The sequence below is a fragment of the Cellulomonas denverensis genome, from assembly GCF_012396125.1.
Taxonomy (GTDB): domain Bacteria; phylum Actinomycetota; class Actinomycetes; order Actinomycetales; family Cellulomonadaceae; genus Cellulomonas; species Cellulomonas denverensis.
This window is the reverse complement of sequence record NZ_JAAXOX010000019.1, coordinates 1-24047: the sequence shown is the minus strand read 5'-3', so window position 1 is coordinate 24047 and position 24047 is coordinate 1. Positions and strand designations below refer to the sequence as shown.

Below are 24047 nucleotides of genomic sequence, written 5' to 3'. Positions count from 1 at the left end.
CCATGGAGATCGCCCATCCGGTCGCGGACGAGTGGACCGAGGAGTACTCGCTCTACGCCGCGTTCACCCGCTCCGTCATCCTCGACCAGCCCGTCACGGCCTGGCTGGAGGCGGCGGTCGCGGACGGCCAGAAGCCGGTGCTGCTCACCGACGTCAAGGCGACCCTGTCCCCGTTCCTGACCGCCGCCATGCGCCGGGCCGGCGGGTACTGGCTGGTGCGCGCACCGAGCGGGGTGTTCAACGGTCTCACCGGGTACAAGACCGAGCGGGTCGAGGACGCCTGGGCGGGCCGCCGCCTGCGCCGGTCCCGGCTGCCCGGCTACTCCTTCGAGCGCGACGAGGTGAGCGGGCGCAGCGGCGCGCTGATGTTCGACGTGCACGCCCACACCCGGGCGGAGGCGGACGTGAGCGTCGGCCCGCTGGTGGAGACCATGCTGACCGGGCTCGGTGGACCGGAGCCGCGGCTGTGGGGCCCGGCCGAACCGCTGCTCGCGGCGTGGGACCCGGCGGCGATGACCGCGGCGATCCGGGAGCAGATGCCGGTCAGCCGGGTGATGCACGCCTGGGCGCCGGGGGCGATCGCCGACGTCGACGTGACCCGGACCCGCACCGGCCTGCTGCACCACGTCAAGGGCGGGGTGGTGCGCGGCGCCTACCGCGCCCAGCGCCTGGACCAGCTGCTCACGGTCGCCACCCGAGCACTGACCGCCCTGGCCGAGGAGCACCAGCCGACCATCGCCTTCGTGTCGCTGGCCGAGACCGACCCGGGGCTACACACCCGGGCGATGGGTGCCCGGCCCGAGGTGCCGATCGCGGTGCTGATCGGTGCCCGCGGCGTGCACGACCTGGGGCTGAACCCCGATGCGCTGGCCGCCCGCCACGACGTCACCCCGCTGGGCCGGCCCCGCACGCCCAGCCTGCTGGTCCGGTTCGGCAAACCGGATGTCGGGCTGTGGACCCAACTGCTCGCCTTCGCCCAGGAGATCGGCCCGGAGAAGATCGCCACCACCCTCGGGAAGGCCGGCTGATGCCCACCAGTCTCGTGTTGTTCTCCGACCAGGCGCCCACCGCGGAGCACCTGGCCCGGGCCGCTGCCGGCGCCCACCCGGACGCCGCCCTGGCCGAGTACCACGACGGCCGGATGCGCCAGGTGCTGGCCGCCGACGGCCGCGGCCTGCTCGCGGTCTGGCCCAGCCGCCCGATCCTGGATCGCTACCACGTGGCGGTCACCGCGTCGGACGCACCGTCGGACTACTCGCTGTGGACCGATCTGACCATTCCCTTCGGGGACGACACCGACGGCCGCGCGGTCGCCGAGGAACTCGCCGCCCAGGTCGGTGGCGTGGTCCGGGACCGGATCTGAGGAGGAACCGATGACCGGATGGAAGATCCAGCCCGCCGACGTGCAGTCGGTGCTGTCCGACGTGCAGGTGACCGCCGAGGAGCTCGGCACCGCCCTGACCGAGGACAAGTTCCAGGGCGTCCTGGACGGCCTGAGCTGGGGCGGCGCGCTGACCGCCGAGGTCGCCGCCGCGGTGAACGCCGTGCTCTCCGACCAGGGCACCAACCTGGCGAACATCGGCAACCGGGTCACCGCCGGCACCCTGGGCGTGGCGAACGCGGTGATCGCCTACAACAACGGCCAGGAGGAGATGTCCGGCACCTACCAGGCCGAACTGCTCAAGTCCGCCGAGTCCGGCGACTTCCAGTACTTCGTCGACCACGGGTACCAGGGGTGACGCGATGACCATCACCGACACCATGTGCGTGGCCGACGGCGGCCTGATCAACCCGGAGGCGTTCCCGGCCCGGGCCGGCGACCTGGACACCAGCCGGATCACCGACTCCGCCACCACCCTGCGCGGATTCGGCAGCACGATCACCGACAAGACCGACACCATCCACGCGAGCTGGAGCCGGCTGAACGGCCCGTACCAGGCACCCGAGCAGGACCGGGTGTACGCCCTGATGGACCCCGCGGTGACCTCCGCCGGTGAGCTGAAGAGCACCTTCGACCAGGTCGCCGGCCACCTGGACACCTACGCCGGCACCCTGGAGGGCCTCAAGAGCCGGCTGCAGACCGTCGAGGACGAGGCCGCCACCTTCCGCGCCTCGGTGATCGACGGCGTGACCGTGGACGCCTCCGCCGCCAAGGACGCGAGCTTCGGCGACCACATGGCCTGGGCCTTCGACTGGGTGCCCGGCGTGGACGAGCGCCAGGTGACCGTGCCCTGGTACGAGGACGGCGCCTCGGTGGAGCGCAACACCGAGCTGCTGGAGGAGTACGCCGGCATCCTGTCCGAGATCACCGCCGCCGTCGCCACCGCCGCGAACGCGATCAACGGCCTGGTGCAGGGCATGTGCATGGCCCCGGTCGAGACCATCCCCGCGGAGGCCTTCACCGCCCCGGACGCCGCCATGCCCTGGGGCAGCGCGGTCACCGAGGACCGCAACTGCCGCGAGTCGGTCGGCAAGGGCGCCTCCGACTTCGGCACCGGCCTGCTCGAGGGCGCCGGGATGCTGGTGCTCGGCTACAACCCGGAGAACGGCGACTTCTTCACCGGCACCGGCTGGGGCCAGGCCTGGGGCGGACTCGGCGACCTGGTCGGCTCCACCCTGCTGATGGCCTCCCCCGTCGGCTGGGTCGCCGCCTGGAAGGCCGCCAACGGCGACACCGACGACGAGTTCTCCGACTTCATGTACGACCGGGCGATGACCGTCGCCGGCGGCTTCGGCAGCCTGGTCGGCTACGACCCGCACAACCAGGACGACCCGTGGCACGCCTGGTCCGAGGACGGCGTCGCGGCCGGCACCAACGCCGTGCTCAGCGTCGGCACCTTCTTCATCCCCGGCGCCGGACAGGTCGGCGCCGGGCTCAAGGCCGGGTCGATCGGCGCCAAGGTCGCCCGGATCGCCGGTGCGGCGGGCGAGTTCGTCATGCAGGGCACGTCCTGGGCGGTCAAGGGCGGGGTGCGGATCGTCTCCGGGATCAGCAACGCGCTCCGGTTCGGCCTGGACGACATGCTCCGCGGGATGCACCCGGGCCAGGTCGCGGTCGCCGGGGCGAACGGGATGCGGGTCAACCCCTCGAACCTGCTGGCCATGATGGACAACGGCGGCCACGGCGGCCACCAGCTCCCCAGCGGCACCCAGCGGGTCTCCGACTCGATCTATAACCCTCGCAACGCCACCGGCCACGCCCCGGAGTGGGCCGGGGACCACCGGTGGGGCAAGCCGGACGTCCGCCAGGTCCCCGAGCGGCTCTGGAACGACCCCCGGTACGACCCCGCCCACCCGCACTACGACTCCATCCCGCGCGGGGAGCACGGCAACGTCGGCTCGCTCAACCCGGACACCCTGTCCGAAAGCAAGCTGACCCTCAACGGCCGCCTGCTGGATGGCAAGGTCCCCGACGAGCTCCGGCCCTACCTCGAATCGGGCGACATCGTGCTCGAGGACGGGGTACTCCGCCTGCCCGAACCCGCCCACATCGAGTTCAGCAGGAACCTGCCCGAACACGACTTCGCCGAGTTCCAGCGCCAGGTCGGTCTGCAGGAGCGGGCGCTGAACCAGATGAGCGCGGGCGAGTGGTGGGGCAACGTCGAGGACTTCAAGGGCCGGGTGGACAACCAGGCCGCCTACCGCCGTCGGCAGGTCACGCTGCTGGCGCACCGGCTGCGCGAGGACTTCGGGCTCACCGCGCGCGAGGCACGCGCGCAAGCCAAGAACACGCTCGCCAATCTGGAGCCGCTGCACGGACCCGACCAGCGCCCCGGCGGCAACCCGCAGCAGATCACCGGCATGGGCGACGCGGGGGTCAACCGGTCTATCGGCAGCCAGTGGGCATCGAGCGGGCTCGCCGATGCCCTGAAACAGAAGGTGCTCGAGTCGCTCGTCAACTCCGGCGTGCCACCCCAGCTCTGGGGCGATGTTCGCATATCCGTCGAATTCACGGCGAGAGACGCCGTGGGAGTAGGCTGACGGGGTGGAAAAGTACGGGCAGCACGGCGATCTTGTCGTTTCTTTCCTGGACGAGGTGGCCCACCAGGACCTCGCGACATGGCAGGCGATCTCCGATGGTCCGCTCGACGTGACGAAGGACACGGTCGCCGCCACGGATGCCATCACCAAGGCCGACATCCCCGAAGGCGTGCGCCGAGCCGTAGCCGACCTCGGGACGCAAGCCTATGCCCAGCTCGATCTGGACCCCGGCGACTTCCCGGGACCGCTTCAGCGAGGGTTGATCGCGATCAGAATCAATAGCGCCGTCTTTGCCATTGCCGGTGGATCTGCTCTCGAACGAGCTCACCGCGAAATCCTGCTGCGCCCATTCGCTGACCACGGTTTCACCTCGGCCGCCGAAGCACTCGAACGAGTGCCGTGACCGGCCGCCACCGCGGTGGGCGAGTCACGACGGCGGGCAGCGAGGCCTTCCTCACCGAGGTGGGCCGGCAGGATCCGGCCACCTGGCAGCAACTGTCCTCCGGTCCGCTCAGTGCCACCCAGGAACGGATCGACGCCTCCGCCGCCCTGACCCGGATCGCCCTGCCCCATCCGGAACGGGCCGCCGTGGTCGATGCGGCGACGGAGGCCTATCTAGCCCTGGACCTCGACCCGGGCGACTTCCCCGGCGTGTTCCGGCTCAGCTCGATCCGTGGCGGCATCGAGACCGCCGCGGTCGCGATCGCCGCGGGTGACGCGCTGGCGGGAGTTCACCGCGAGACTCTGCTGCGCCCGTTCGCCGACGCCGGTTTCACCTCGGCCGCCACCGCCCTCGACCGGGTGCCGTGATCTCCACCCCGAGTCCGGCGCGCACGCCGCCCGCCTTCGGTCCGCACGGCGCGCTCGTCGCGGAGTTCCTCCGCGACCTCGGGCGGTTCAGCGTCGACTGGCCGGCGCTCGCCACCTGGCTCGACCAGCACGCGGCGGAATCCGCCGACGCCCTGGCCCGACTCGCCGACGCGGACGACGACATCCCGGCCGGCCGCCTGATCGCGGTGGACGACGCCGCCCTCGCCGCGTTCCACGCGCTCGATCTCCGGCCCGGCGAGTTCGCCGACCCGATGGGCCGAGTGACGATCCAGAGCCGGGTGGTGGCGGCAGCCCAGGCGATCGCAACGCCGGAGGTGTTCTCTCCCGAAGAGCGGCGTTCGCTGCTCCAGCCGTTCGCGGATGCCGGAGTGAGCGGCGCAGCGCGTGCGCTCAGGACTCGATGAGCCCCTGCGGTACGCACGACGACCTGGTGACGGGCTTCCTGGCCGAGGTCGCTCGCCAGGACAAGGCGACCTGGCGCCAGCTCTCCGAGGGCCCGTTGCGTCCCTCCCCGGAGCGGGACGACGCCGTGCACGCGCTGACCGCCATGCCCGTGCCGGCGCCGGTGCGTACTGCCGTGGCCGACGTGGCATCGCATGCGTTCACCGGCCTCGGACTCGACCTCGCCGACTTCCCAGGCCCGCTCGAGCTGCTCTCGGTCCGATCAGCGATCGAGGCCGCTCTGTTCGCCATCGCCGGTTGCGACCGCCTGAGCCGGGCGCATGCCGAGACCCTGCTGCGACCGTTCGCCGACGCCGGGTTCGCCTCCGCCGCCACCGCCCTCGACCGGGTGCGCTGAACTCCCCGGGTGACGCTCGCCGCACGCACCCTGGACCTGTTCCGCCCCTCCGCTGTCCTCCCGGACTCCCCGGTTCACCCCCATCCCGGTCGTGCCGCCGCGCCTGGGACCCGGCTGAGCGCTACTCTCGCGCGCAGTTCCACTGTCCCGACCAGCACCGGAGCGCTCGATGCCCGTTCAACCGGAACCGACTGCCAGACTGCGTGGCGCGTCCGAGGATGCCCCGCGCCTGACACCGGCCGAGCGCCGGCTGATGCGCGAGCTGCCGCCGCACTGGCGGTCGCCGGTGCCACCGCGCTGGTTCCCGCGCGCGCTGGTGATGATCGCGGTGGCGGTGTTCGTCTCGGTGATGCTGTGGCGGGCGGCGGGCTTGCTCGGCAACGTGATCACGATCGTGGTGATCTCCTGGTTCGTCGCGCTGGCGATGGAACCGGGCATCCTCTGGCTGGGGCGGCACGGGATCCGGCGGACCTGGGCGACCGGGATCACGATGATCGGCGGGCTGCTGGTCGCGGCGGGGATGCTGGCACTGATGGGCGGCCTGTTCATCAGCCAGCTGGTGGACCTGGTCGAGTCGGTGCCGCGGTACTACCGGCAGCTCAGCGAGTGGCTGGACTCCGAGTTCGGGGTCGAGGTGCCGCGGACCAGTGAGCTGATCAGCACGATCTCCGGCTACGCGGACGACATCGGCGGGCAGGTGCTCGGCGTGACCACCGCGGTCGCCGGGACGATCTTTACCTTCACCGCGGTGCTGCTGGTCGTCTACTACATGGCGAGCCAGGGGCCGAAGTTCCGTGCCGCGGTCTGCCGGTATCTGGCGCCGCACCGGCAGCGTGAGGTGCTGCGGATCTGGGAGCTGTCCCAGGACAAGGTGGCCGGGTTCATCAACTCCCGCGTGGTGCTGGCCCTGATCTCCACGGTGGCGACCTTCATCTTCCTGACCGTGCTGTCCGTGCCCTACGCACTGCCGCTGGCGGTGTTCACCGGGCTGGTCAGCCAGTTCGTGCCGACGGTCGGTACCTACATCGGTGGCGCTGCGCCGGTGCTGGTCGCCCTGGCCGTGGACCCGATCAAGGCGCTGGCGGTGCTGATCTTCATCGTGGCGTACCAGCAGGTGGAGAACCTGGTCCTGACCCCGAAGGTGTCGCAGAAGTCGCTGCAGCTGAACCCGGCGGTGGCGTTCCTGTCCGTGATCGCCTTCGGTGCACTGTTCGGGGCGCTGGGCGCGATCCTGGCGCTGCCGGTGGTGGCGACCATCCAGGCGGTGTCCTCGACCTACTTCCGGCGGCACGAGCTGGTCGAGTCCGAGCTGCTGGCGGAGGAGCCGCGGCGCAAGAAGGACGAGGACGACGACGAGGACGACGCCGCTCAGGAATAGAAGACCCGCTCCACCACGGCCCGGGACCGGCGGGCGGCGCGCAACCAGATCTCCTCCAGGTCGGCGGCCGACCCGGCGGTGCCGAGCACGGCGGCGATCCCGGCGATCGAGGGCCGGTCGTGCGGCAGGACGTCGGCGGTCGCTCCCCCGGCCCGGCCGGTCCACAGCACCAGGGCGTCGCGGAGCCGGGAGGCCAGCTCCCAGGACTCGGTGAGCACCGCCGCGTCGCCGGGGTCGAGCAGTCCGGCGTCCCGGGCGGCGGCCAATGCGTCCAGGGTGCCGGTGGTGCGCAGCGCGGGCAGCTCCCCGGCGTGTTGGAGCTGGAGCAGCTGGGCGGTCCACTCGACGTCGGCGATCCCGCCACGACCGAGCTTCAGGTGCCGGGTCGGGTCCACGCCCCGGGGCAGCCGCTCGGACTCGACCCGGGCCTTGATCCGGCGGATCTCCCGGACGGCGGCAGCGTCCAGTCCGCCCTCGGGGTAGCGCAGCGGGTCGATCAGCTCGCCGAACCGCCCGGCCAGGCCGGTGTCCCCCGCCGCCGGCCGGGCACGCAGCAGCGCCTGGCTCTCCCAGACCAGCGACCAGCGGGCGTAGTACTCGGCGTAGGAGTCGAAGGACCGGACCAGCGGACCGTTGCGACCCTCCGGCCGGAGGTCGGCGTCCACCTCCAGGGCGGGCTCCGGGCCGACCGCGCCGAGCAGCGACCGCAACCGGGTGGCGACCCCGATCGCGAAGGTCTGGGCCAGGGTCGGGTCGGCGCCGTCGTACGGGTCGTGCACGAACATCACGTCCGCGTCCGAGGCGTAGCCCATCTCCTGCCCGCCATAGCGCCCCATCGCCACCACCAGCATCGCGGTGGGGTCGACCTCCAGGCCCCTGGCGGCACGCTCCTCGGCCAGCGCGATCCGCAGGGCACCGGCGACCAGCACGTCGGCGCTGGTGGACAGGCTGTGCGCCGCCCGGGACCCGGTGACCACGCCGAGCACGTCCGCCACGGCGGTCCGGGCCAGTTCGCGGCGGCGCAGCGCGCGTAGGGCGGTGGCCGCGGGCACCGGCTCGTGCGCGCGGGTCAGGATCGCGTCCGCCTCCCCGGCCAGTCGCTCCGGACCGCGGGGCTGGAGTTCGGCGTCGTCGTCCAGCCAGACCACCGACTCCGGCGACCGGCGCAGCGCGTCCGCGACGTAACGCGAGGTGGACAGCGCGGTGGCCAGGCGCTGGGCGGCGGTGCCGGAGTCGCGCAGCAGCTTGAGGTACCAGTGCGTGCCGCCCAGGTCCTCGGACAGTCGCCGGAACGCCAGTAGTCCGCCATCCGGGTCGGGACCGTCGGCGAACCAGCCGAGCATCACCGGCAGCAGCTGGCGCTGGATCGCCGCCCGCCGGGACACCCCCTCGGTGAGCGCCGCGATGTGCCGGATCGCGCCCGCCGGGTCGAGGTAGCCGATCGCCGCCAACCGGGCCCGGGCGGCCTCCGGGGCGAGCGAGGCCTCCTCGGCGGACAGCTGGGCCACCGCGGGCAGCAGTGGGCGGTAGAACAGCTCCTCGTGCAGGCGGCGCACGTCCCGGCGCACCTGCCGCCACCGGTCGGTCAGTGCCTGGGCGGCATCGGTGCGCAGGCCCACCGACCGGCCCAGCCGGCGCAGATCGGCCTCGGCGGTGGGCATCAGGTGGGTGCGGCGCAGCCGGTGCACCTGGTTGTGGTGCTCCACGGCGCGCAGGAATCGGTAGCAGACCCCGAGTTCGGCGGCGTGGTCCCGGCCGACGTAGCCGCCCTCGGCCAGCGAGGTCAATGCGGTCAGGGTGTTGCCGGACCGGATCGACTCGTCGTTGCGCCCGTGGACGAGTTGCAGCAACTGCACGGTGAACTCGACGTCCCGCAGACCGCCCTTGCCGAGCTTGATCTGCCGGTCCGCCTCCGCCGCGGGCACGTGGTTCTCCACCCGGCGGCGCATCGCCTGGGAGTCGGCGACGAAGTTCTCCCGCTGCACCGCCTGCCACACCATCGGGTTCATCGCCTCGACGTAGGCCCGGCCCAGCTCGGCGTCGCCGGCCAGCGGCCGGGCCTTGAGCAGCGCCTGGAACTCCCAGGTCCGAGCCCAGCGCTGGTAGTACTGCCGGTGCGAGTCCAGGGTGCGCACCAGCGGACCGTCCTTGCCCTCCGGCCGCAGCGCCGCGTCCACCGGCCACAGCTCCGGCTCCGCGGACGGGCCGGCGCAGGCCCGGGCCAGTCCGGTCGCCAGCTTGGTCGCGACCGCCAGCGCCTGGGCCTCATCCGCGCCCTCGACCGGTTCGGCCACGTAGATCACGTCCACGTCGGAGACGTAGTTCAGTTCCCGACCGCCGGTCTTGCCCATCCCGATCACGGCCAGCCGGGCCGAGCGCCCGTGGTCCGGCAGTTCGGCGCGGGCCACCGCCAGGGCGGCCTCCAGCGCGGCGGCGGCCAGATCGGCGATCGCGGCGGCCACCCCCGGCAGCAGGGTCAGCGGCTCGGTGCTGGTCAGGTCGGTCGCGGCGATCCGCAGCAGTCGTCGGCGGTAGGCCCGGCGCAGGTGGTCGGCGGTCCCGCTCGCGACCGGGACGTCGGCATCGGGGTCGGCGCCCACCGCGGTGAGCAGTTCGGCACGGACCGCCCGGGCGTCCACCCCGGTGCCGGGCCGGTCGTCGGCCAGCAGGTCCAGGTCCTCCGGGTGGGCGGCGAGCTGGTCGCCCAGCGCGACCGACGCCCCGGTGACCGCGATCAGCCGTCGCCGGGCCGGTCCGTCCTCGGCCAGGATCGCGCCCAGCCGGTCGGCGTCGGCGCCGGCGATCTTCGCCAGGGCCAGCAGGGCCAGATCCGGTTCGGCGGCCTCCGCGAGCGCGGGCAGCAGCAGCTCCGCCACCCCCTCGGCGTCGGCCGCCCCGGTCGCCGCGACCAGTGCCGTGTCGGCCAGCAGCCGCTGGGCCCGGGTCGCGTCGTCGAAGCCGGCCCGGGTCAGCCGTCCGGCCAGCGACCCGGTCCGCCGGGGGGTGGAGGCAGTCACATCCGTCACCGTATCCATCCATCCTGACCCGCGGCATTGCCCAGTTCGGCACATCCGTCCCGAATGCGGGGACGGCGCTCACGACCTCGGCGCGGGAGTGCCGAACTCGGGCTCCGTACCCCCGCCGGGCCGGTCAGAGCATGGGCAGGAAGCGCTTGAGCTCGTAGGGGGTGACCTGGGAGCGGTAGTCCTCCCACTCCTGCTTCTTGTTCCGCAGCACGAAGTCGAAGACGTGCTCGCCCAGCGTCTCGGCGACCAACTCGGACTTCTCCATCACCGTGATCGCGTTCTCCAGCGTGGCGGGCAGCGGGTCGATGCCCATCGCCCGGCGCTCGGCGTCGGTCAGCTCCCACACGTCGTCGTCGGCGCCCTCGGGCAGCTGGTAGCCCTCCTCGATGCCCTTGAGCCCGGCGGCCAGCAGCACCGCGAACGCCAGGTAGGGGTTGGTGGCCGAGTCGACCGCCCGGTACTCGATCCGCGCCGAGTTGGACTTGCCCGGCTTGTACATCGGCACCCGGACCAGCGCGGAGCGGTTGTTGTGCCCCCAGCAGATGTACGACGGTGCCTCGGCGCCGCCCCACAGCCGCTTGTAGGAGTTGGTGAACTGGTTGGTCACCGCGGTGATCTCCGCCGCGTGGGTCAGCAGGCCGGCGATGAAGGACCGGGCCACCGAGGACAGCTCCAGGTGCTCGCCCGGGGCGTGGAAGGCGTTGCGGTCGCCCTCAAACAGCGACAGGTGGGTGTGCATCCCGGAGCCGGGCTGGTCGGCCATCGGCTTGGGCATGAACGAGGCGTACACGCCCTGCTCCAGCGCGACCTCCTTCACCACCGTGCGGAAGGTCATGATGTTGTCCGCGGTGGTCAGCGCGTCGGCGTAGCGCAGGTCGATCTCGTTCTGGCCCGGGCCGGCCTCGTGGTGGGAGAACTCCACCGAGATGCCCATCGACTCCAGCATCGTGATCGCGGCGCGCCGGAAGTCGTGCGCGGTGCCGCGCGGCACGTGGTCGAAGTAACCGCCCTGGTCCACCGGCACCAGCGGCAGGCTCGGATCGGTGCTGGGCTCGAACAGGTAGAACTCCACCTCGGGGTGGGTGTAGAAGGTGAAGCCCTTCTCCGACGCCTTGGCCAGCATCCGCTTGAGCACGTTGCGGGAGTCCGCCAGCGACGGTTCGCCGTCCGGGGTGAGGATGTCGCAGAACATCCGGGCGGTGCCGTGCCGCTCGCCGCGCCAGGGCAGCACCTGGAACGTGGTCGGGTCGGGCTTGGCGATCATGTCCGCCTCGTACACCCGGGTCAGGCCCTCGATGGACGAACCGTCGAAGCCGATGCCCTCGGAGAAGGCCGCCTCCAGCTCGGCCGGGGCGACCGCCACCGACTTCAGCGTCCCCAGCACATCGGTGAACCAGAGACGGATGAAGCGGATGTCCCGCTCCTCGACCGTGCGGAGCACGAACTCCTGCTGCCTGTCCATGCGCCCATCCTGCACGATCCAGATTGCGAGCAGGTGACATCGGCGGCGAATCGCCGCAGCACGCACCCGCCGCCCGGCCGCAATAGGCTGCCGTCATGCCTCTGCGGATCGCGCTCGCCCAGATCGACACCTGCGTCGGTGACCTCGACGGGAACACCCGCGCGGTGCTGGACCGCACCCGCCGCGCCGCCGACGCCGGCGCCCGGATGGTGGTCTTCCCGGAGATGACCGTGACCGGTTACCCGATCGAGGATCTCGCGCTGCGGGCGTCCTTCCGCCGGGGGGCCGAGGCCGCGCTGGCCGACGTGGCCACCGCGCTGGTCGACCACGGGATGGGCGACGTCACGGTGGTGCTCGGCATGGTCGGCACCAGAGCCGGGCGGCCCACCAACCAGGCCGTGGTGCTGCGCGGCGGCGAGGTCACCGCCCGGTACGACAAGCGGCACCTGCCCAACTACGGCGTCTTCGACGAGTTCCGGATCTTCGCGCCGGGCACGACCTCCTGCGTGATCGACGTCGACGGGCGCACGATCGGCATCGTGATCTGCGAGGACATCTGGCAGGACGGCCCGGTGGAGGCGCTGACCGGGCACGGGGTCGAGCTGCTGGTGGTGCTGAACGGCTCGCCGTACGAGGAGGGCAAGATCCACCAGCGCGCGGAGCTGGCCACCCGGCGGTCGGTGCAGCTCGGCGGGGTGCCGGTGGCCTACGTGAACATGGTCGGCGGGCAGGACGACCTGGTGTTCGACGGCGGCTCCTTCGTGCTGGCCGGTGGCGAGATCCTGGCCCGGTCGCCGCAGTTCGTCGAGGACCTGGCGGTGTGGGAGCTGGCCGAGCCCGGTCAGCCGCAGACCCACGGCACGATCGCTCCCCCGCTGCACCCGGACGAGGAGGTCTACCGCGCCCTGGTGACCGGGCTGGCCGGGTACGTGAAGAAGAACGGCTTCACCCGGGTCGCGCTGGGGATGTCCGGCGGCATCGACTCGGCGCTGGTCGCCGCGATCGCCGCGGACGCGATCGGCGGGGAGAACGTCACCGGGGTGTCGATGCCGTCCCGTTGGTCGTCGGACCACTCCAAGGACGACGCCGCCGACCTGGCACAGCGGATCGGCGCGGACTACCGGGTGCAGCCGATCAAGCCGGTGGTGGACGCCTTCGAGGCCGGCCTGCCGCTGGACGGGGTCGCCGCGGAGAACCTGCAGGCCCGGGTGCGCGGGATGATCCTGATGGCGATCTCCAACGCCGAGGGCCACCTGGTGCTGGCCACCGGCAACAAGACCGAACTGGCGGTCGGCTACTCGACCATCTACGGCGACGCGGTCGGCGGGTACGCCCCGATCAAGGACGTCGACAAGTCGCGGGTCTGGGCGCTGTCCCGGTGGCGCAACAACCACGCGGTCGACCGCGGCGAGATCCCGCCGATCCCGGAGAACTCGATCACCAAGCCGCCGTCGGCCGAACTGCGGCCCGGCCAGGTCGACCAGGATTCGCTGCCGCCCTACGACCTGCTCGACCAGGTGCTGGACGCCTACGTCGAACACGCCGAGGGGCGCGGCGAACTGCTGGCCCGCGGCTTCGACCCGCAGGTGGTGGACCGGGTGCTGTCCCTGGTGGACCGCGCCGAGTGGAAGCGCCGCCAGTACCCGCTCGGCCCCAAGGTCACCGCCCTCGCCTTCGGCCGGGACCGCCGGCTGCCGGTCACCAGTCGGTGGCGCGAGCCGATCGACACCCCCACCACCAGCACGGAGCTCTGACCATGTCCCACATGCCCGACCCCGCCACCACCACCCGCCGCGTCCGCGTGCACCACCTGGCCCAGGCCAAGCAGCGCGGCGAGAAGCTGACCATGCTCACCGCCTACGACTTCGCGGTGGCGCGGCTGTTCGACGAGGCCGGGATCGACATGCTGCTGGTCGGCGACTCGATCGGGAACACCATGCTCGGCCACGAGTCGCCGATCCCGGTCACCGTGGACGAGATGATCCCGCCGACCCGGGCCGTGGTCCGGGCCGCCCGCCGCGCGATGGTGGTCGCCGACCTGCCGTTCGGGTCCTACGAGGCCTCGGCCGAGCAGGCGCTCGCCACCGCGGTGCGCTACCTCAAGGAGGCCGGGGCGCACGCGGTGAAGCTGGAGGGCGGCCGGCGCAGCGCGGCGCAGATCCGGGCGCTGACCGACGCCGGCATCCCGGTGGTCGCGCACCTGGGCTTCACCCCGCAGTCGGAGAACACCCTGGGCGGTCACCGGGTGCAGGGCCGGGGCGACGAGGCGGCCGAGATCCTGAGCGAGGACGCCCTGGCGGTGCAGGAGGCCGGCGCGGTCGCGGTGGTGCTGGAGATGGTACCCGCCCCGGTCGCGGCCCGGGTGACCGAGATCCTGGCGATCCCGACCATCGGCATCGGCGCCGGCCCGGAGTGCGACGGCCAGGTGCTGGTCTGGACCGACATGGCCGGGATGGGCGACTGGTCGCCGCGGTTCGCCAAGCAGTTCGCGAACGTCGGCCAGGTGCTGACCGACGCCGCCCGCGCCTATGCCGCCGAGGTCCGCGGCGGGCAGTTCCCGGACGAGGGGCACTCGTTCCTGGAGTGACTGGGTGTGTCCCATGTGGTTTGACTGCTGACATCGGCGCGGGCGGCACCGTGCGGGGCATGTCGTACGGCAGTGACACGCGCCTGACCTGCGGCGGGTCGTGGACGCCATGCTGTACGTCTCCCACACCGGCTGCCAATGGCGATTCATGCCCGAGTCGTTCGGGCCCTGGACGCGGGTGTGGTCGCAGTTCCGCCGCTGGTCGCGCAACGGAACCTGGGAGCGAGTCCTGACCGTCCTGCACAGCCGGTGTTCCGCCCCATCCGCCACGCCTGGCGCGTCGAGGTCGCCCACGGCCGCCTCGGACGCTCCCGCCGACTGGCGAAGTCGTTCGAGAACGCCACCGTCTCGGCAACCGGCTGGCTCCAGGTCGCCTGCATCGCGACCACCCTGCGCCATCTGTCGCGAACACCTGCTCATCGGCGCGCATTGACACTCGCGGCATGAATGCGCGCTCCGATGCCGCGGTGGCCGCGCTATCGTTCGGCGCGTGGCGGTGTGGCCGGGAAAGTGGCAGCCAGAGGCAGTGGCTGCCCTTGAGCCGTACCTCGGCACCGATCACATCGTCGAGGTCTGGGTTGGCGATCCTGTCACCAGCCGCAGCGGCACCTTGCTCGAAGGGCACGTCTACGTCGCGGACGACGGACGCGTGACCGCGATCCACGACCGTTCCGGGCGTCCGGATGTGTACCCGTGGCCACTTCTGGCGGGTCCCGTCCTTCGAATGACCGCCCGAATCAAGGGCCGCAAACGCAAGGTCATCTACGAGCATCCATCGTGGACTCCGCCTCAGCCGTAGCTGCCGCTTCACGGGACGGACGGGCGCGTGGGCTGCTCGCCGGCAAGGACGGCCTCCCGATGTCGATCATCGCCCGGGAGCGCGTTGACTCCCAACCACTCACGACCCAGGAAATGGGACACACCCAGTGAGACCGGGCGTGCCCCCATCCCAGTAGCGCCCGTCGGCTCTACGCTCATCGCCATGAGCCTGACCACCCCGGCCCGGCCCGCAGCGCCACCACCGCCGCTGCGGGTGACCCGGCGCGGGAGGCTGGTGCTGTTCGGGCTCGCGGTCGCCCTGGTGACGGTGCTGGTGGTCACGATCGTCCAGCTGGTCCGGCCGGATGCCGTGCCACCGGCCGCCGCCGAGCCGGTGGCGACCCTCGACCCGTCCTGCGTGCCCGATGCCACCACCTCGCAGAACTGCTGGCCGGCGATCACCGAGGGCGACGACGACCGGATGGAGCAGTCGCCGTGGGTCACCGGGCGGCTGCTGGCCGGGGACGTGCGCACCGTGCTCGACTACGTGGCGGCCCGGTTCGACGCCGAGGTCGAGCCGGTGGACCCGGACAGCTCGTGGGGCTGGGGCTACCGGACCGTGCGCGGCGAGGGCGACGACGCCGAGACGCTGTCCAACCACGCCTCCGGCACCTCGATCGACCTGAATGCCACCGAGCACCCGCTGGGCGCCAGGGACACCTTCACCGACGACCAGGTGGCGGCGATCCGGGCGATCCTGGCCGAGGTGGCGCCGGTGGTCGCCTGGGGCGGCGACTTCGACGGGCGGGCGGACGAGATGCACTTCGAGATCGTCGGCGACGCGGCGGCGGTCGCCGAGGTCGCGGCCCGGCTGAGCGGCCAGTAGCGGTCAGTCCTCGGACTCCCGGCGGTCCTCCTCGTCCCAGGCGGCGTTGCGCTGCCGGGCGGTCTCCAGCGCGTGCTCGGCGGCCTCCCGGGTCGGGTACGGCCCGAGCCGGCTCGACCAGGACGACTGCTTGCCCTGCTCGACCTCGCCGGTCTCGACGTTGAAGTAGAAGCCCTCGCTCATCAGGTCCTCCTCGTGGCTGGTTCGCTATCCGTAGACTGCCAGCTATGACGTCCGTCCACGCGCCACGGCCGGCACTCACGCCGGGCACCGTCGGTCCGCACCGGCCCGTCCCGTCGTCCATCCCCCGCCCGGAATACGTCGGACGCCCCGGCCCCACCCCGTTCACCGGCAGCGACATCCCCGCGCCGGAGGTGACCGAGCGGATCCGGGTGGCCGCACGGATCGCCGCCCAGGCGCTCCAGGTGGTCGGCGAGGCGGTCGCCCCCGGCGTCACCACCGACGAGCTGGACCGGATCGGGCACGAGTTCCTGCTCGACCACCACGCCTACCCCTCGACCCTGGGCTACCGCGGCTTCCCGAAGTCGCTGTGCACCTCGGTGAACGAGGTGATCTGCCACGGCATCCCGGACTCGACGGTGCTGCAGGACGGCGACCTGGTCAACATCGACATCACCGCGTACATCGGCGGCGTGCACGGGGACAACAACGCCACCTTCGGCGTCGGCGAGCTCGACCAGGAGTCCGCGCTGCTGATCGAACGCACCCGGGAGTCGCTGCACCGGGCGATCAAGGCGGTCGCACCGGGCCGGGAGTTCAACGTGATCGGCCGGGTGATCGAGAAGTACGCCACCCGGTTCGGCTACGGCGTGGTGCGCGACTACACCGGGCACGGGGTGGGCGAGGCCTTCCACTCCGGGCTGGTCGTGCCGCACTACGACGCCGCGCCGCGCTACGACCGGCCGATCGAGCCGGGGATGGTGTTCACCATCGAGCCGATGCTCAACCTCGGCACCCCCGACTGGACCATGTGGGACGACGGCTGGACAGTGGTCACGGCCGACGGCCGCCGTTCCGCGCAGTTCGAGCACACCCTGCTGGTCACCGAGACCGGCGCCGAGATCCTGACCCTGCCCTGACCCGCCCTGATTCGTCCAGACCCGCCGACGGAGGCATCCATGAGCACGCACCCCACCACCGCCTTCGGGATCGACATCGGCGGTTCCGGCATCAAGGGCGCCCCGGTCGACCTGCGCACCGGCGAGTTCGCCGCGGACCGGGTGCGGATCCCCACCCCGCAGCCGGCCACCCCGCAGGCGGTCGCCGCCACCTGCGCCGAGCTGGTCGCCTCCTTCGACCTGCCCGCCGACGCCGCGGTCGGGGTCACCTTCCCCGCCGTGGTCCAGCACGGGGTGGCCCGCAGCGCCGCCAACGTCGACACCTCCTGGATCGGCACCAACATCGAGACCGTGCTCGGCGAGGCCCTCGGCCGCACCGTGATCGCGGTGAACGACGCCGACGCCGCCGGGTATGCCGAGGCCCGCTACGGCGCCGCCCGGTCCACCACCGGCGTCACCTTCGTCGCCACCCTGGGCACCGGGATCGGCACCGCGATGATCGCCGACGGCGTCCTGGTGCCCAACCTGGAGCTCGGCCACCTGGAGATCGACGGCCACGACGCCGAGACCCGCGCCTCCGACGCCGCCCGGGACCGGGAGGACCTGGACTTCGCCCAGTGGGCCGAGCGGCTGCAGCGCTACTTCGGGGTGATCGAGGACCTGCTGTGGCCGGACCTGATCGTGGTCGGCGGCGGGGTGTCCAAGCACCACGAGAAGTTCCTCCCGCTGCTGCACCTGCGGGCGCCGATCGTTCCCGCCCAGCTGCGCAACGCCGCCGGGATCGTCGGTGCCGCGGCGTTGGCTGCGGGGCACGGCCGACCCGCGGTGACCAACTGACAGATCTCACCCCGGGTCCGGATGCGGGGCGCTCGAACTGGACATAGCGTCGAGTCATCCCCGAGCGAAGGAGGACCTCATGGGTCTCGACGACAAGATCTCGAACGCTGCCGAGAAGGCCGCCGGCAAGGTCAAGGAGACGACCGGACGGGCCTCGGACGACGAGCGACTGGAGGCCGAGGGCAAGGCCGACCAGTCCAAGGCCGACCTCAAGGGTGCGGGAGAGAAGATCAAGGACGCCTTCAAGAAGTAAGACCAGCCCCCCATCGCCCCGTCCCCGCCGTGGGGCGGGGCGATGGCGCGTCCAGGTCAGCCACCCTCCCGCAGCCGGACCCGGATACAGAACCGCGGTGACCCGTCCTCGGTCGGCACCGCCCGCCAGCCACCGACCGCGACCAGCCCCGCGACGTCGAGGTGCGGCTGGACGATCTCCGACAGCGGCACCGGGTAGTCCGGTGAGGTCGCCCGGCTCTCCGCCAGCGGCTCGTCCCGCCCCGACAACACGGTCACGGTCCAGGTGAGCGCCGCCGGGCCGGCCGGTTCCGGCGAGTGCATCGCGACGACGGCCGCCCGGGCCAGCTCCGGCCCGCTCAGCCCCGCGATCCGCGGCACGTTCCCGTCACCCATCACCGCCCCCTTGGGTCGCAGTATGACGCGTCCCGGTCGGCGCCGAGGGCGGTTTGAGTCGCCGAATTACCACATGACGCCCGGAACGCCCAGGACGTGGGTCACCCGGCAGTGACGGCAGCCCGTGATCGGATGGACGCTCCGTTGCCGGACCCCGCCGGCACCCCGCCCGCGAAGGAGATCGCCATGACCGCGTCCCTCGCCGGCGTTCTGCTCACCTGCCTGGTCCTGGTCGACCCGCCGCGCTGAGCCCGCTCCCCCGCCGGACGCCCAGCGCGTCCCGGCAGCCCGCTTTCCCTTCCATCGACCGCCGATCCGACGGCCCCTGGAGACCCCCATGATCGCCACCCTGGCACTCGCGTTCGCGCTTGCCCTGACCCCGGCCACCGTGGCCACCCCCACCAGCGAGACCGACCCGCACTGCCGCCCGGTCGCCCGCTTCGACTGGGACTGGACCTACCCCACCCCCACCTGCGACGGCCTGCTGGTCGCCTTCCCCGACGACCTGCCGGACAGCCAGCTCGGCGTGGTCGAGTTCAACGTGCACACCAGCGCCGGCAGCCTGCAGTTCCGGTTGACCGGCGACGACTACCGGGAGCTGTTCCAGACCGGCCACGCCGGAGTGTCACTCTTCGTGCCCTGGTGCGGCTTCACCGGCGCCGATGACCTGCCCGGCGAGTGGACCGTGACCTGGGTGCAGGTACACGGCAGCAACTACCACTGGCAGGGCGCGGTGACCTGCACGGAGGAGGCCGCCGGGCCGGACCCGGAGGTCGACCCCGGCACGCCGGTGGACCCGGAGGAGGAGGTCGGCCCGGGAGCGCCGGTGGACCCGGAGGACGGGACCGGCCCGGGCACGCCGGTGGACCCGGAGGACGGGACCGACCCGAGCGCGCCGGTCGACCCGGACGGCGGCATCGACACCGAGGGCGCGGGCACCGAGGGCCCGGTCGCGCCGGAGTTCGCCGGGGGCCCGGCGTGTTCCACGGCCGGGACCGTCACCACCGCCTCCGGCGGAGAGCAGCAGGGCTCCGACCCGGCCGGGCCCGCGCGCGACGTCCTGGCCGCGACCGGGTCGCGCGGCACCGCGGTGGCCGGCGTGGCGGCGGCGCTGATCGCCGCCGGAGGTGCCCTGTTGGTTGCCCTGGTTCGCCACCGGCGACGGCACTGATCCCTCCGCCCCGGGCCGGCCGAGCTGGGACTCGGCCGGCCCGGGGTGTCGGTCGACCCGAGACGTGGGCGGCCCGGGGCGGAGGTCGACCTGGGACTCGGGCGCCCGCACTTTCGGCGATCCAGTCGAGTCGCGTGTCTGTGGCGATTTGTACACTTGCCGGATGGTCGACCCGAGTCGATGGGTCCGCACCCCGCGCGGCTTCCTGCGCATCCCACCCCCGGCCTGCCCCGCCTGCGGCTGGGCCTGGCCGCTCGCCGGTCCGTACCGTCCGCGCGAGGGCTCGGTGTTCTGCCGCTGCACCCCCGACCGGACCCACACGCTGTGGACCTGCACCTGCGGCGCCCTGGTCGCCGAGGGCTGCCAGGACGTCACCGGCTGGGGCCGCGCCTCGGTCCCGGCAGGCCTGCCCGACGAGCTCCGGTGGGCGTGCTGAGCCCGGGCGTGCTACCCATGAGCATGCAGTTCAACCAGGTCGTGGTCTTCGACGCGGCAGACCTCGAGACCGAGAGCGCCTTCTGGGCCGGAGTCGTCGACGGGCAGGTCCGGCGCGACGACGACTGGCACATGATCAGCGTGGACGGCCGGGCCCGGATGGCGGTCCAGCTCGCCCCCGATCACGTCCCGCCGGACTGGCCCGACGGGCAGCCGCCCCAGCAGATCCACCTGGACCTGTGGGTCGAGGACCGCGAGGCCGCCCACCGCCGCGTGATGGAGCTGGGCGCCCGGGTGCTCAAGGAGGCCGGGGACGACAACTTCCAGGTCTACGCCGACCCGGCGGGGCACCCGTTCTGCCTGTGCTGGGCGGAGTGACCCGGGCGCGATTACCGTTCGGCGCGAACCTCGAAGGGCTCACCCTCTGTCGGGTCCGTCCCGGCGATGCGGGCCACCGCGGGGTGTCCCCCCTCGGCCGACAGCTCGACGTAGACCGTCCACTGTGTGGAGCGATCGCGGGCCCACGCGATCACGGCCTCGACCTGATCGGCGCCCAGGACACGGAACTCCTCGGCGAGGTATCCCGGCTCGTACCCGTCCTCGGTGCCAGGGTCCGGCGAACGCCGCCACAGCACGACCCGATACACCGCCCGCTGCAACGCCTGGGTGGTGACACCGTCACTCGGCTCCACGATCACGTTCACTCCGTCTCGGCGAGTCGGGCGGGGAAGGGCGGATGAGCTGGCCGATACGCCGGGTTCTGTCCCCGCGCGCGGTCACCCCCGCGCGGGTGGCGGTCATCCATCTACGACGTACGTTGCCGCACGCCTCCAGCGACCTACCCGGGAGCTCGGGCGGGCAGCCCTCGAACGCTCCCTGTCTGGTCTTGCTCCGGGTGGGGTTTACCTAGCCGCACCGGTCGCCCGGCACGCTGGTGGTCTCTTACACCACCGTTTCACCCTTACCGGCCGGGGCCGAGGCCCTGACCGGCGGTCTGTTCTCTGTGGCACTGTCCCGCGGGTCACCCCGGGTGGGTGTTACCCACCACCCTGCCCTACGGAGCCCGGACGTTCCTCGGCGGATCCGAAGATCCGACGCGACCGCCTGGCCAGCTCATCCGCGCCGCCCAGCGTACCCGTCCGGCGGGCCGACTACGATCACCCGGTGCTGATCCTGCTGCCGCCCTCCGAGGGCAAGACCGCCCCCGTCGACGGACCGCCGCTGGACCTGGCGGCGCTGTCCTCCCCCGGGCTGACCGCGCAGCGCCGGAAGACGCTGGGCGCGCTGATCAAGGTCAGTCGCCGGCGCGACGCCGCGGAGGTGCTGGGGGTCGGGGCGACGCTGGGCGAGGAGGTCGCCCGCAATGTCGACCTGAAGACCGCGCCGACCGCGGAGGCCCGCCGGGTGTACACCGGGGTGCTGTACGCCGCCGCCGGGCTGGACACGGTGCCGGACACCGAGGCGCTGGACCGGGTGCGGACGGTCTCCGGGCTGTGGGGACTGGTGTCGCCGCTGGACCCGATCCCGGCCTACCGGCTGTCGATGGGCGTGGACCTGCCCGGTGTCGGACCGCTGGCCCCGGCGTGGCGACCGGCCCTGGCGAAGGAGCTGGACCGGCGGGACGAGCTGATCGTGGACTGCCGGTCGGCGGCCTACCTGGCGGCGTGGAAGCCGCGGCGCACCGAGCGCTGGGTGCAGGTGCGGGTGCTGCGGGAGCTGGACGGGAAGCGCGCGGTGGTGTCGCACTACGCCAAGCACACCCGCGGGGTGCTCACCCGGCACCTGGTCACCCGAACCGGCGCGGCGCCCACCGACCCGGAGGACCTGGCCAAGGCCGCCTGGGAGCTGGTCGGCAGCGAGCTGATCGACGTCGAGCTGACCCGGTCGGCGCGGGGCGCGGACACGCTGTCGCTGGTGGTCGCGGGCTAGCTAGCGCCGCCAGCCCTCGCTGGGCACCCCGACCACGGCGATCTCGTGCCGCCGGTCGTGGAACAGCCGGATGATGCTGACCGACGCCGGCGCGACCCGGAGCTGACTCCACGACCCGGGCTGGGCGCCCATGGTGACGCCGAGGGCGGCGCGGATGGCGACCGCGTGCGAGACCACGACGACCGTGCGGTCGGTCCCGGCGTCCAGCAGCCGGTCCAGGGCGGCGCCGACCCGGACGCCGACATCCGCGATGGACTCGCCGTTCTCCGGCCGGACGGTCGCCTCGGTGTGCCACGGTTCCAGGGTGCCGGGCCAGCGGGCCTCGATCTGCTCGGAGGTCAGTCCCTGCCAGGCACCGAAGTCGGCCTCCTTGAAGCCCTCGTCCACCCGGGCGGCCAGGCCGAGCTTGTCGCCGATGATGCCGGCGGTCTCCTGGGTGCGGATCATCGGGGAGCAGACCAGCTCGGTGGGGAACGGGATGTCGCCCCACAGGTCGTGGCCGACCCGGCAGACCAACTCGGCGGCGTCGGCGGCCTGGCCCCGGCCGCGCTCGGTCAGCGAGGGACCGGGCTCGGAGGAGCCGGAGTAGCCGCGGGACACCGTCATCGACGTCTCGCCGTGCCGGACCAGGACCACGGTGGTGGGCTGCGCGTCGTCGAACCGCGGCGCGGCACCGGACGGGCGGTTGACCCGCACCCGCTCGGTCATCAGAACGCGTCCTCGCCGCGGACCAGGATCCGGCCGGACTCCTCGCAGTAGACCAGCTGGTCCTCGGGGGTGGCCTTGATCGCGGCCAGCTCGATCGGCGGCACCATCATCCCGGAGCCCTCGGAGCGGCCGTGCCGCAGTGCCGCCACCGCGAAGCCGCCGAGCTTGCCGCGCAGCCGCTCGTAGATCGCGATCAGGTTCTCCGGCAGCGGGGCGGCCAGGGCCTGGCGGGCGGCGGTGACCTGCTCGGCCTCCTTGTCCACCTCGGCCCAGGCGGCGTCCCGGGTGGCCAGCAGCTCGGCGCGCTGGTTGAGCAGGGCGGCGTGGGCGGTGGTCAGCTCGTCCAGGGCGCTCTGGTGCGCCTCCAGCCGCTCCATCACCTCCAGCTCGACGTCCTCCAGGTCGGACTGCCGGCGGGCCAGGGACTCGATCTCACTCTGCAGCGCCTGCAGGTCCTTGGCGGAGCCGATGCCGGACTCCATCCGCTGCTGGTCCTTGGTCGCGCGGTCCCGGACCTGCTGCACGTCGGACTCGGCCTTGGTCAGCTCGCGGCGCAGGTCGCCCGCGGCGGTGCGGGAGGTGGCGATCGCGGCGTCCAGGTCCTCGATCTGGGCGTCCAGCTCGGCGATCCGGGCCAGCTCGGGCAGCGAGTTCCGGCGGTGGCGCAGCTGGTCGAGCTTGGTGTCCAGGGCCTGCAGGTCGAGCAGTCGCCGCTGATCGGCCGGGGTGGCAGTCGTCACGGGGTGGGTCCTTCCAGGGGGCTGGGCACGCGGCCGGTCCACGGATCGGTGCGCCGGGTGCTGACGCGGGTCTCCACGGTAGCCCCGAGCGTGGCGAGGTCGTCCACGAGTGCGCGTGCGGCTCCGGGCAACCACGGCCATTCCGAGGCGAAATGCGCGGTGTCGATCAGGTAGGGGGTACCAGAACCGTCCGGACCGGCCTCGAACTCGGCGCGTTCACGCAGTTCGGAGGCCGGGTGGTGGCGCAGGTCGCTGGTGACGTAGGCGTCGGCTCCGCTGGCGCGGACCTGGTCGAACAGCGAGTCGCCGGACCCGCCGAGCACCGCCACGGTGCGCACGGTCGCGTCGTCCGGCCCGGCGTAGCGGATGCCCTGGGCGGTGGCGGGCAGCACGGCCGCGACCCGCTCGGCCAGGGCACGCAGGGTGAGCGGCGGGTCGAGCTCACCGACCCGGCCGATCCCGGTGGGACCGTCCCAGCCGGCCAGCTCCAGCACGTCGAAGGCCGGTTCCTCGTACGGGTGCGCGGCGCGCATCGCGGCGATCACGTCCTGGCGCAACCGGCGGGGGGCGACCATCTCGACTCGGGCCTCCACCACCTCGGCCGCCTCCCCCGCGCTGCCGATCGCCGGGTTCGCCGCGGCCGACGGGGTGAAGGTGCCCTCCCCGGTGGTGGTCCAGGCGCAGCGCCGGTACTCGCCGATCGCCCCGGCACCGGCGGCGGCCAGCGCGTCGACCAGGGCCCCGGCCTGCTCCACCGGGACGAAGACCACGTGCTTGTCCAGCGCCTGCGCCGGGGCGGGCACCAGCGGGCG

29 protein-coding genes and 1 other RNA gene are annotated in these 24047 nt (G+C 72.7%); 21 read left to right on the top strand and 9 right to left on the bottom strand.

Going from position 1 to position 24047, the window contains the following annotated elements:
* The first annotated feature begins 2 nt into the window (after positions 1-2).
* The 9 genes from HGA03_RS18310 (at position 3) to HGA03_RS18270 (ending at position 6989) form a co-directional block, all read left to right on the top strand.
* Positions 3-1028, top strand: coding sequence for a DUF6177 family protein (locus HGA03_RS18310; RefSeq protein WP_168631736.1), 1026 nt, complete (start codon positions 3-5; stop codon positions 1026-1028).
* A complete protein-coding gene (locus tag HGA03_RS18305; RefSeq protein WP_168631735.1) occupies positions 1028-1363 on the top strand; it encodes a hypothetical protein in 336 nt (111 codons plus the stop codon). The genes HGA03_RS18310 and HGA03_RS18305 overlap by 1 nt, the downstream gene beginning before the upstream one ends.
* 10 nt (positions 1364-1373) lie before the next feature.
* A complete protein-coding gene (locus tag HGA03_RS18300) occupies positions 1374-1739 on the top strand; it encodes a DUF6507 family protein (RefSeq protein ID WP_168631734.1) in 366 nt (121 codons plus the stop codon).
* A 4-nt stretch (positions 1740-1743) separates the two neighbouring features.
* On the top strand, positions 1744-3981 hold the full coding sequence (locus tag HGA03_RS18295; protein ID WP_168631733.1) for a polymorphic toxin type 15 domain-containing protein: 2238 nt from the start codon (positions 1744-1746) through the stop codon (positions 3979-3981).
* A 4-nt stretch (positions 3982-3985) separates the two neighbouring features.
* A complete protein-coding gene (locus HGA03_RS18290; protein WP_168631732.1) occupies positions 3986-4384 on the top strand; it encodes a hypothetical protein in 399 nt (132 codons plus the stop codon).
* Positions 4381-4791 (top strand): hypothetical protein, encoded by a 411-nt coding sequence (locus tag HGA03_RS18285; RefSeq protein ID WP_168631731.1) that lies wholly within the window; start codon positions 4381-4383, stop codon positions 4789-4791. Before HGA03_RS18290 ends, HGA03_RS18285 begins: the two co-directional genes overlap by 4 nt.
* On the top strand, positions 4788-5216 hold the full coding sequence (locus tag HGA03_RS18280; RefSeq protein ID WP_168631730.1) for a hypothetical protein: 429 nt from the start codon (positions 4788-4790) through the stop codon (positions 5214-5216). The genes HGA03_RS18285 and HGA03_RS18280 overlap by 4 nt, the downstream gene beginning before the upstream one ends.
* A 26-nt stretch (positions 5217-5242) precedes the next feature.
* Positions 5243-5611, top strand: coding sequence for a hypothetical protein (locus HGA03_RS18275; protein ID WP_168631729.1), 369 nt, complete (start codon positions 5243-5245; stop codon positions 5609-5611).
* A gap of 253 nt (positions 5612-5864) precedes the next feature.
* A complete protein-coding gene (locus HGA03_RS18270) occupies positions 5865-6989 on the top strand; it encodes an AI-2E family transporter (RefSeq protein ID WP_168631728.1) in 1125 nt (374 codons plus the stop codon).
* Here HGA03_RS18270 and HGA03_RS18265 read toward each other — a convergent pair.
* Entirely contained in the window at positions 6980-10024 is a 3045-nt protein-coding gene (locus HGA03_RS18265) for a bifunctional [glutamine synthetase] adenylyltransferase/[glutamine synthetase]-adenylyl-L-tyrosine phosphorylase (protein ID WP_168631727.1), read from the bottom strand. The two genes, HGA03_RS18270 and HGA03_RS18265, sit on opposite strands and share 10 nt — an antisense overlap.
* A 115-nt stretch (positions 10025-10139) precedes the next feature.
* Positions 10140-11477 carry a glutamine synthetase family protein gene (locus HGA03_RS18260; protein WP_168631726.1) on the bottom strand — a complete coding sequence of 446 codons (1338 nt, stop codon included), beginning with the start codon at positions 11475-11477 and terminating at the stop codon, positions 10140-10142.
* 95 nt (positions 11478-11572) lie between these two features.
* Here HGA03_RS18260 and HGA03_RS18255 point away from each other — a divergent pair, with 95 nt between their 5' ends.
* The 5 genes from HGA03_RS18255 (at position 11573) to HGA03_RS18235 (ending at position 15709) form a co-directional block, all read left to right on the top strand.
* The gene (locus HGA03_RS18255; RefSeq protein ID WP_168631725.1) at positions 11573-13231 is read left to right on the top strand and encodes an NAD+ synthase; all 1659 of its coding nucleotides are present in this window, start codon (positions 11573-11575) and stop codon (positions 13229-13231) included.
* Between the two features lie 2 nt (positions 13232-13233).
* Complete coding sequence (gene panB / locus HGA03_RS18250) at positions 13234-14064, top strand: 3-methyl-2-oxobutanoate hydroxymethyltransferase (RefSeq protein WP_168631724.1); 831 nt, start codon at positions 13234-13236, stop codon at positions 14062-14064.
* A gap of 88 nt (positions 14065-14152) precedes the next feature.
* A complete protein-coding gene (locus HGA03_RS19710) occupies positions 14153-14497 on the top strand; it encodes a transposase (RefSeq protein WP_373307690.1) in 345 nt (114 codons plus the stop codon).
* Between the two features lie 57 nt (positions 14498-14554).
* Positions 14555-14863 (top strand): hypothetical protein, encoded by a 309-nt coding sequence (locus HGA03_RS18240; protein WP_168631722.1) that lies wholly within the window; start codon positions 14555-14557, stop codon positions 14861-14863.
* Positions 14864-15046: 183 nt separating this feature from the next.
* Positions 15047-15709, top strand: a complete 663-nt coding sequence (locus tag HGA03_RS18235) for a M15 family metallopeptidase (RefSeq protein ID WP_168631721.1) — start codon at positions 15047-15049, stop codon at positions 15707-15709.
* Between the two features lie 3 nt (positions 15710-15712).
* Here HGA03_RS18235 and HGA03_RS18230 read toward each other — a convergent pair whose 3' ends face one another.
* Positions 15713-15892 carry an SPOR domain-containing protein gene (locus HGA03_RS18230; protein ID WP_168631720.1) on the bottom strand — a complete coding sequence of 60 codons (180 nt, stop codon included), beginning with the start codon at positions 15890-15892 and terminating at the stop codon, positions 15713-15715.
* Positions 15893-15936: 44 nt separating this feature from the next.
* Between HGA03_RS18230 and map the strand changes: the two genes are divergently transcribed.
* The 3 genes from map to HGA03_RS18215 all read left to right on the top strand — a co-directional run bounded on the left by map (position 15937) and on the right by HGA03_RS18215 (position 17878).
* Positions 15937-16809 (top strand): type I methionyl aminopeptidase, encoded by an 873-nt coding sequence (gene map / locus HGA03_RS18225; protein ID WP_373307687.1) that lies wholly within the window; start codon positions 15937-15939, stop codon positions 16807-16809.
* Positions 16810-16848: 39 nt separating this feature from the next.
* Positions 16849-17625 carry a polyphosphate--glucose phosphotransferase gene (ppgK, locus tag HGA03_RS18220; RefSeq protein WP_168631719.1) on the top strand — a complete coding sequence of 259 codons (777 nt, stop codon included), beginning with the start codon at positions 16849-16851 and terminating at the stop codon, positions 17623-17625.
* A 79-nt stretch (positions 17626-17704) separates the two neighbouring features.
* Entirely contained in the window at positions 17705-17878 is a 174-nt protein-coding gene (locus tag HGA03_RS18215; protein ID WP_168631718.1) for a CsbD family protein, read from the top strand.
* A 56-nt stretch (positions 17879-17934) separates the two neighbouring features.
* Here the strand turns inward: HGA03_RS18215 and HGA03_RS18210 are convergent, their stop codons facing one another.
* Positions 17935-18252, bottom strand: coding sequence for a hypothetical protein (locus tag HGA03_RS18210; protein WP_168631717.1), 318 nt, complete (start codon positions 18250-18252; stop codon positions 17935-17937).
* 337 nt (positions 18253-18589) lie between these two features.
* On the opposite strand from HGA03_RS18210, the gene HGA03_RS18205 reads away from it, so the two are divergent.
* The 3 genes from HGA03_RS18205 to HGA03_RS18195 all read left to right on the top strand — a co-directional run bounded on the left by HGA03_RS18205 (position 18590) and on the right by HGA03_RS18195 (position 20236).
* Complete coding sequence (locus HGA03_RS18205; protein ID WP_168631716.1) at positions 18590-19423, top strand: hypothetical protein; 834 nt, start codon at positions 18590-18592, stop codon at positions 19421-19423.
* Positions 19424-19586: 163 nt separating this feature from the next.
* The gene (locus HGA03_RS18200) at positions 19587-19859 is read left to right on the top strand and encodes a hypothetical protein (protein WP_168631715.1); all 273 of its coding nucleotides are present in this window, start codon (positions 19587-19589) and stop codon (positions 19857-19859) included.
* 17 nt (positions 19860-19876) lie between these two features.
* Positions 19877-20236, top strand: coding sequence for a VOC family protein (locus HGA03_RS18195; RefSeq protein WP_373307688.1), 360 nt, complete (start codon positions 19877-19879; stop codon positions 20234-20236).
* Positions 20237-20247: 11 nt separating this feature from the next.
* On the opposite strand, the gene HGA03_RS18190 is transcribed toward HGA03_RS18195, so the two are convergent.
* Positions 20248-20556 (bottom strand): hypothetical protein, encoded by a 309-nt coding sequence (locus tag HGA03_RS18190; protein ID WP_168631714.1) that lies wholly within the window; start codon positions 20554-20556, stop codon positions 20248-20250.
* Between the two features lie 35 nt (positions 20557-20591).
* An RNA gene (rnpB, locus tag HGA03_RS18185) (RNase P RNA component class A) lies at positions 20592-20974 on the bottom strand.
* Positions 20975-21022: 48 nt separating this feature from the next.
* Here rnpB and HGA03_RS18180 point away from each other — a divergent pair.
* Entirely contained in the window at positions 21023-21787 is a 765-nt protein-coding gene (locus tag HGA03_RS18180) for a YaaA family protein (RefSeq protein WP_168631713.1), read from the top strand.
* Here HGA03_RS18180 and HGA03_RS18175 read toward each other — a convergent pair whose 3' ends face one another.
* The 3 genes from HGA03_RS18175 to HGA03_RS18165 all read right to left on the bottom strand — a co-directional run.
* Positions 21788-22495 carry a histidine phosphatase family protein gene (locus tag HGA03_RS18175; RefSeq protein ID WP_168631712.1) on the bottom strand — a complete coding sequence of 236 codons (708 nt, stop codon included), beginning with the start codon at positions 22493-22495 and terminating at the stop codon, positions 21788-21790.
* Positions 22495-23235 carry a zinc ribbon domain-containing protein gene (locus HGA03_RS18170; protein WP_168631711.1) on the bottom strand — a complete coding sequence of 247 codons (741 nt, stop codon included), beginning with the start codon at positions 23233-23235 and terminating at the stop codon, positions 22495-22497. Before HGA03_RS18170 ends, HGA03_RS18175 begins: the two co-directional genes overlap by 1 nt.
* Positions 23232-24047, bottom strand: an 816-nt coding sequence (locus HGA03_RS18165; protein ID WP_168631710.1) for a Nif3-like dinuclear metal center hexameric protein, incomplete at its 5' end; no start/stop codon positions are given. The genes HGA03_RS18165 and HGA03_RS18170, both read right to left, overlap by 4 nt.

What these genes read in the sequence shown, in the direction of transcription:
- HGA03_RS18210 (WP_168631717.1), bottom strand. Translation starts at nt 18,252, where the DNA reads ATGGGTGACGGGAACGTGCCGCGGATCGCGGGGCTGAGCGGGCCGGAG.
- HGA03_RS18235 (WP_168631721.1), top strand. Translation starts at nt 15,047, where the DNA reads ATGAGCCTGACCACCCCGGCCCGGCCCGCAGCGCCACCACCGCCGCTG.
- ppgK (WP_168631719.1), top strand. Translation starts at nt 16,849, where the DNA reads ATGAGCACGCACCCCACCACCGCCTTCGGGATCGACATCGGCGGTTCC.
- HGA03_RS18265 (WP_168631727.1), bottom strand. Translation starts at nt 10,024, where the DNA reads ATGGATACGGTGACGGATGTGACTGCCTCCACCCCCCGGCGGACCGGG.
- HGA03_RS18300 (WP_168631734.1), top strand. Translation starts at nt 1,374, where the DNA reads ATGACCGGATGGAAGATCCAGCCCGCCGACGTGCAGTCGGTGCTGTCC.
- HGA03_RS18255 (WP_168631725.1), top strand. Translation starts at nt 11,573, where the DNA reads ATGCCTCTGCGGATCGCGCTCGCCCAGATCGACACCTGCGTCGGTGAC.
- HGA03_RS18310 (WP_168631736.1), top strand. Translation starts at nt 3, where the DNA reads ATGGAGATCGCCCATCCGGTCGCGGACGAGTGGACCGAGGAGTACTCG.
- HGA03_RS18200 (WP_168631715.1), top strand. Translation starts at nt 19,587, where the DNA reads ATGGTCGACCCGAGTCGATGGGTCCGCACCCCGCGCGGCTTCCTGCGC.
- map (WP_373307687.1), top strand. Translation starts at nt 15,937, where the DNA reads ATGACGTCCGTCCACGCGCCACGGCCGGCACTCACGCCGGGCACCGTC.
- HGA03_RS18205 (WP_168631716.1), top strand. Translation starts at nt 18,590, where the DNA reads ATGATCGCCACCCTGGCACTCGCGTTCGCGCTTGCCCTGACCCCGGCC.
- panB (WP_168631724.1), top strand. Translation starts at nt 13,234, where the DNA reads ATGTCCCACATGCCCGACCCCGCCACCACCACCCGCCGCGTCCGCGTG.
- HGA03_RS18195 (WP_373307688.1), top strand. Translation starts at nt 19,877, where the DNA reads ATGAGCATGCAGTTCAACCAGGTCGTGGTCTTCGACGCGGCAGACCTC.
- HGA03_RS18230 (WP_168631720.1), bottom strand. Translation starts at nt 15,892, where the DNA reads ATGAGCGAGGGCTTCTACTTCAACGTCGAGACCGGCGAGGTCGAGCAG.
- HGA03_RS18295 (WP_168631733.1), top strand. Translation starts at nt 1,744, where the DNA reads ATGACCATCACCGACACCATGTGCGTGGCCGACGGCGGCCTGATCAAC.
- HGA03_RS18215 (WP_168631718.1), top strand. Translation starts at nt 17,705, where the DNA reads ATGGGTCTCGACGACAAGATCTCGAACGCTGCCGAGAAGGCCGCCGGC.
- HGA03_RS18270 (WP_168631728.1), top strand. Translation starts at nt 5,865, where the DNA reads ATGCGCGAGCTGCCGCCGCACTGGCGGTCGCCGGTGCCACCGCGCTGG.
- HGA03_RS18260 (WP_168631726.1), bottom strand. Translation starts at nt 11,477, where the DNA reads ATGGACAGGCAGCAGGAGTTCGTGCTCCGCACGGTCGAGGAGCGGGAC.
- HGA03_RS18175 (WP_168631712.1), bottom strand. Translation starts at nt 22,495, where the DNA reads ATGACCGAGCGGGTGCGGGTCAACCGCCCGTCCGGTGCCGCGCCGCGG.
- HGA03_RS18305 (WP_168631735.1), top strand. Translation starts at nt 1,028, where the DNA reads ATGCCCACCAGTCTCGTGTTGTTCTCCGACCAGGCGCCCACCGCGGAG.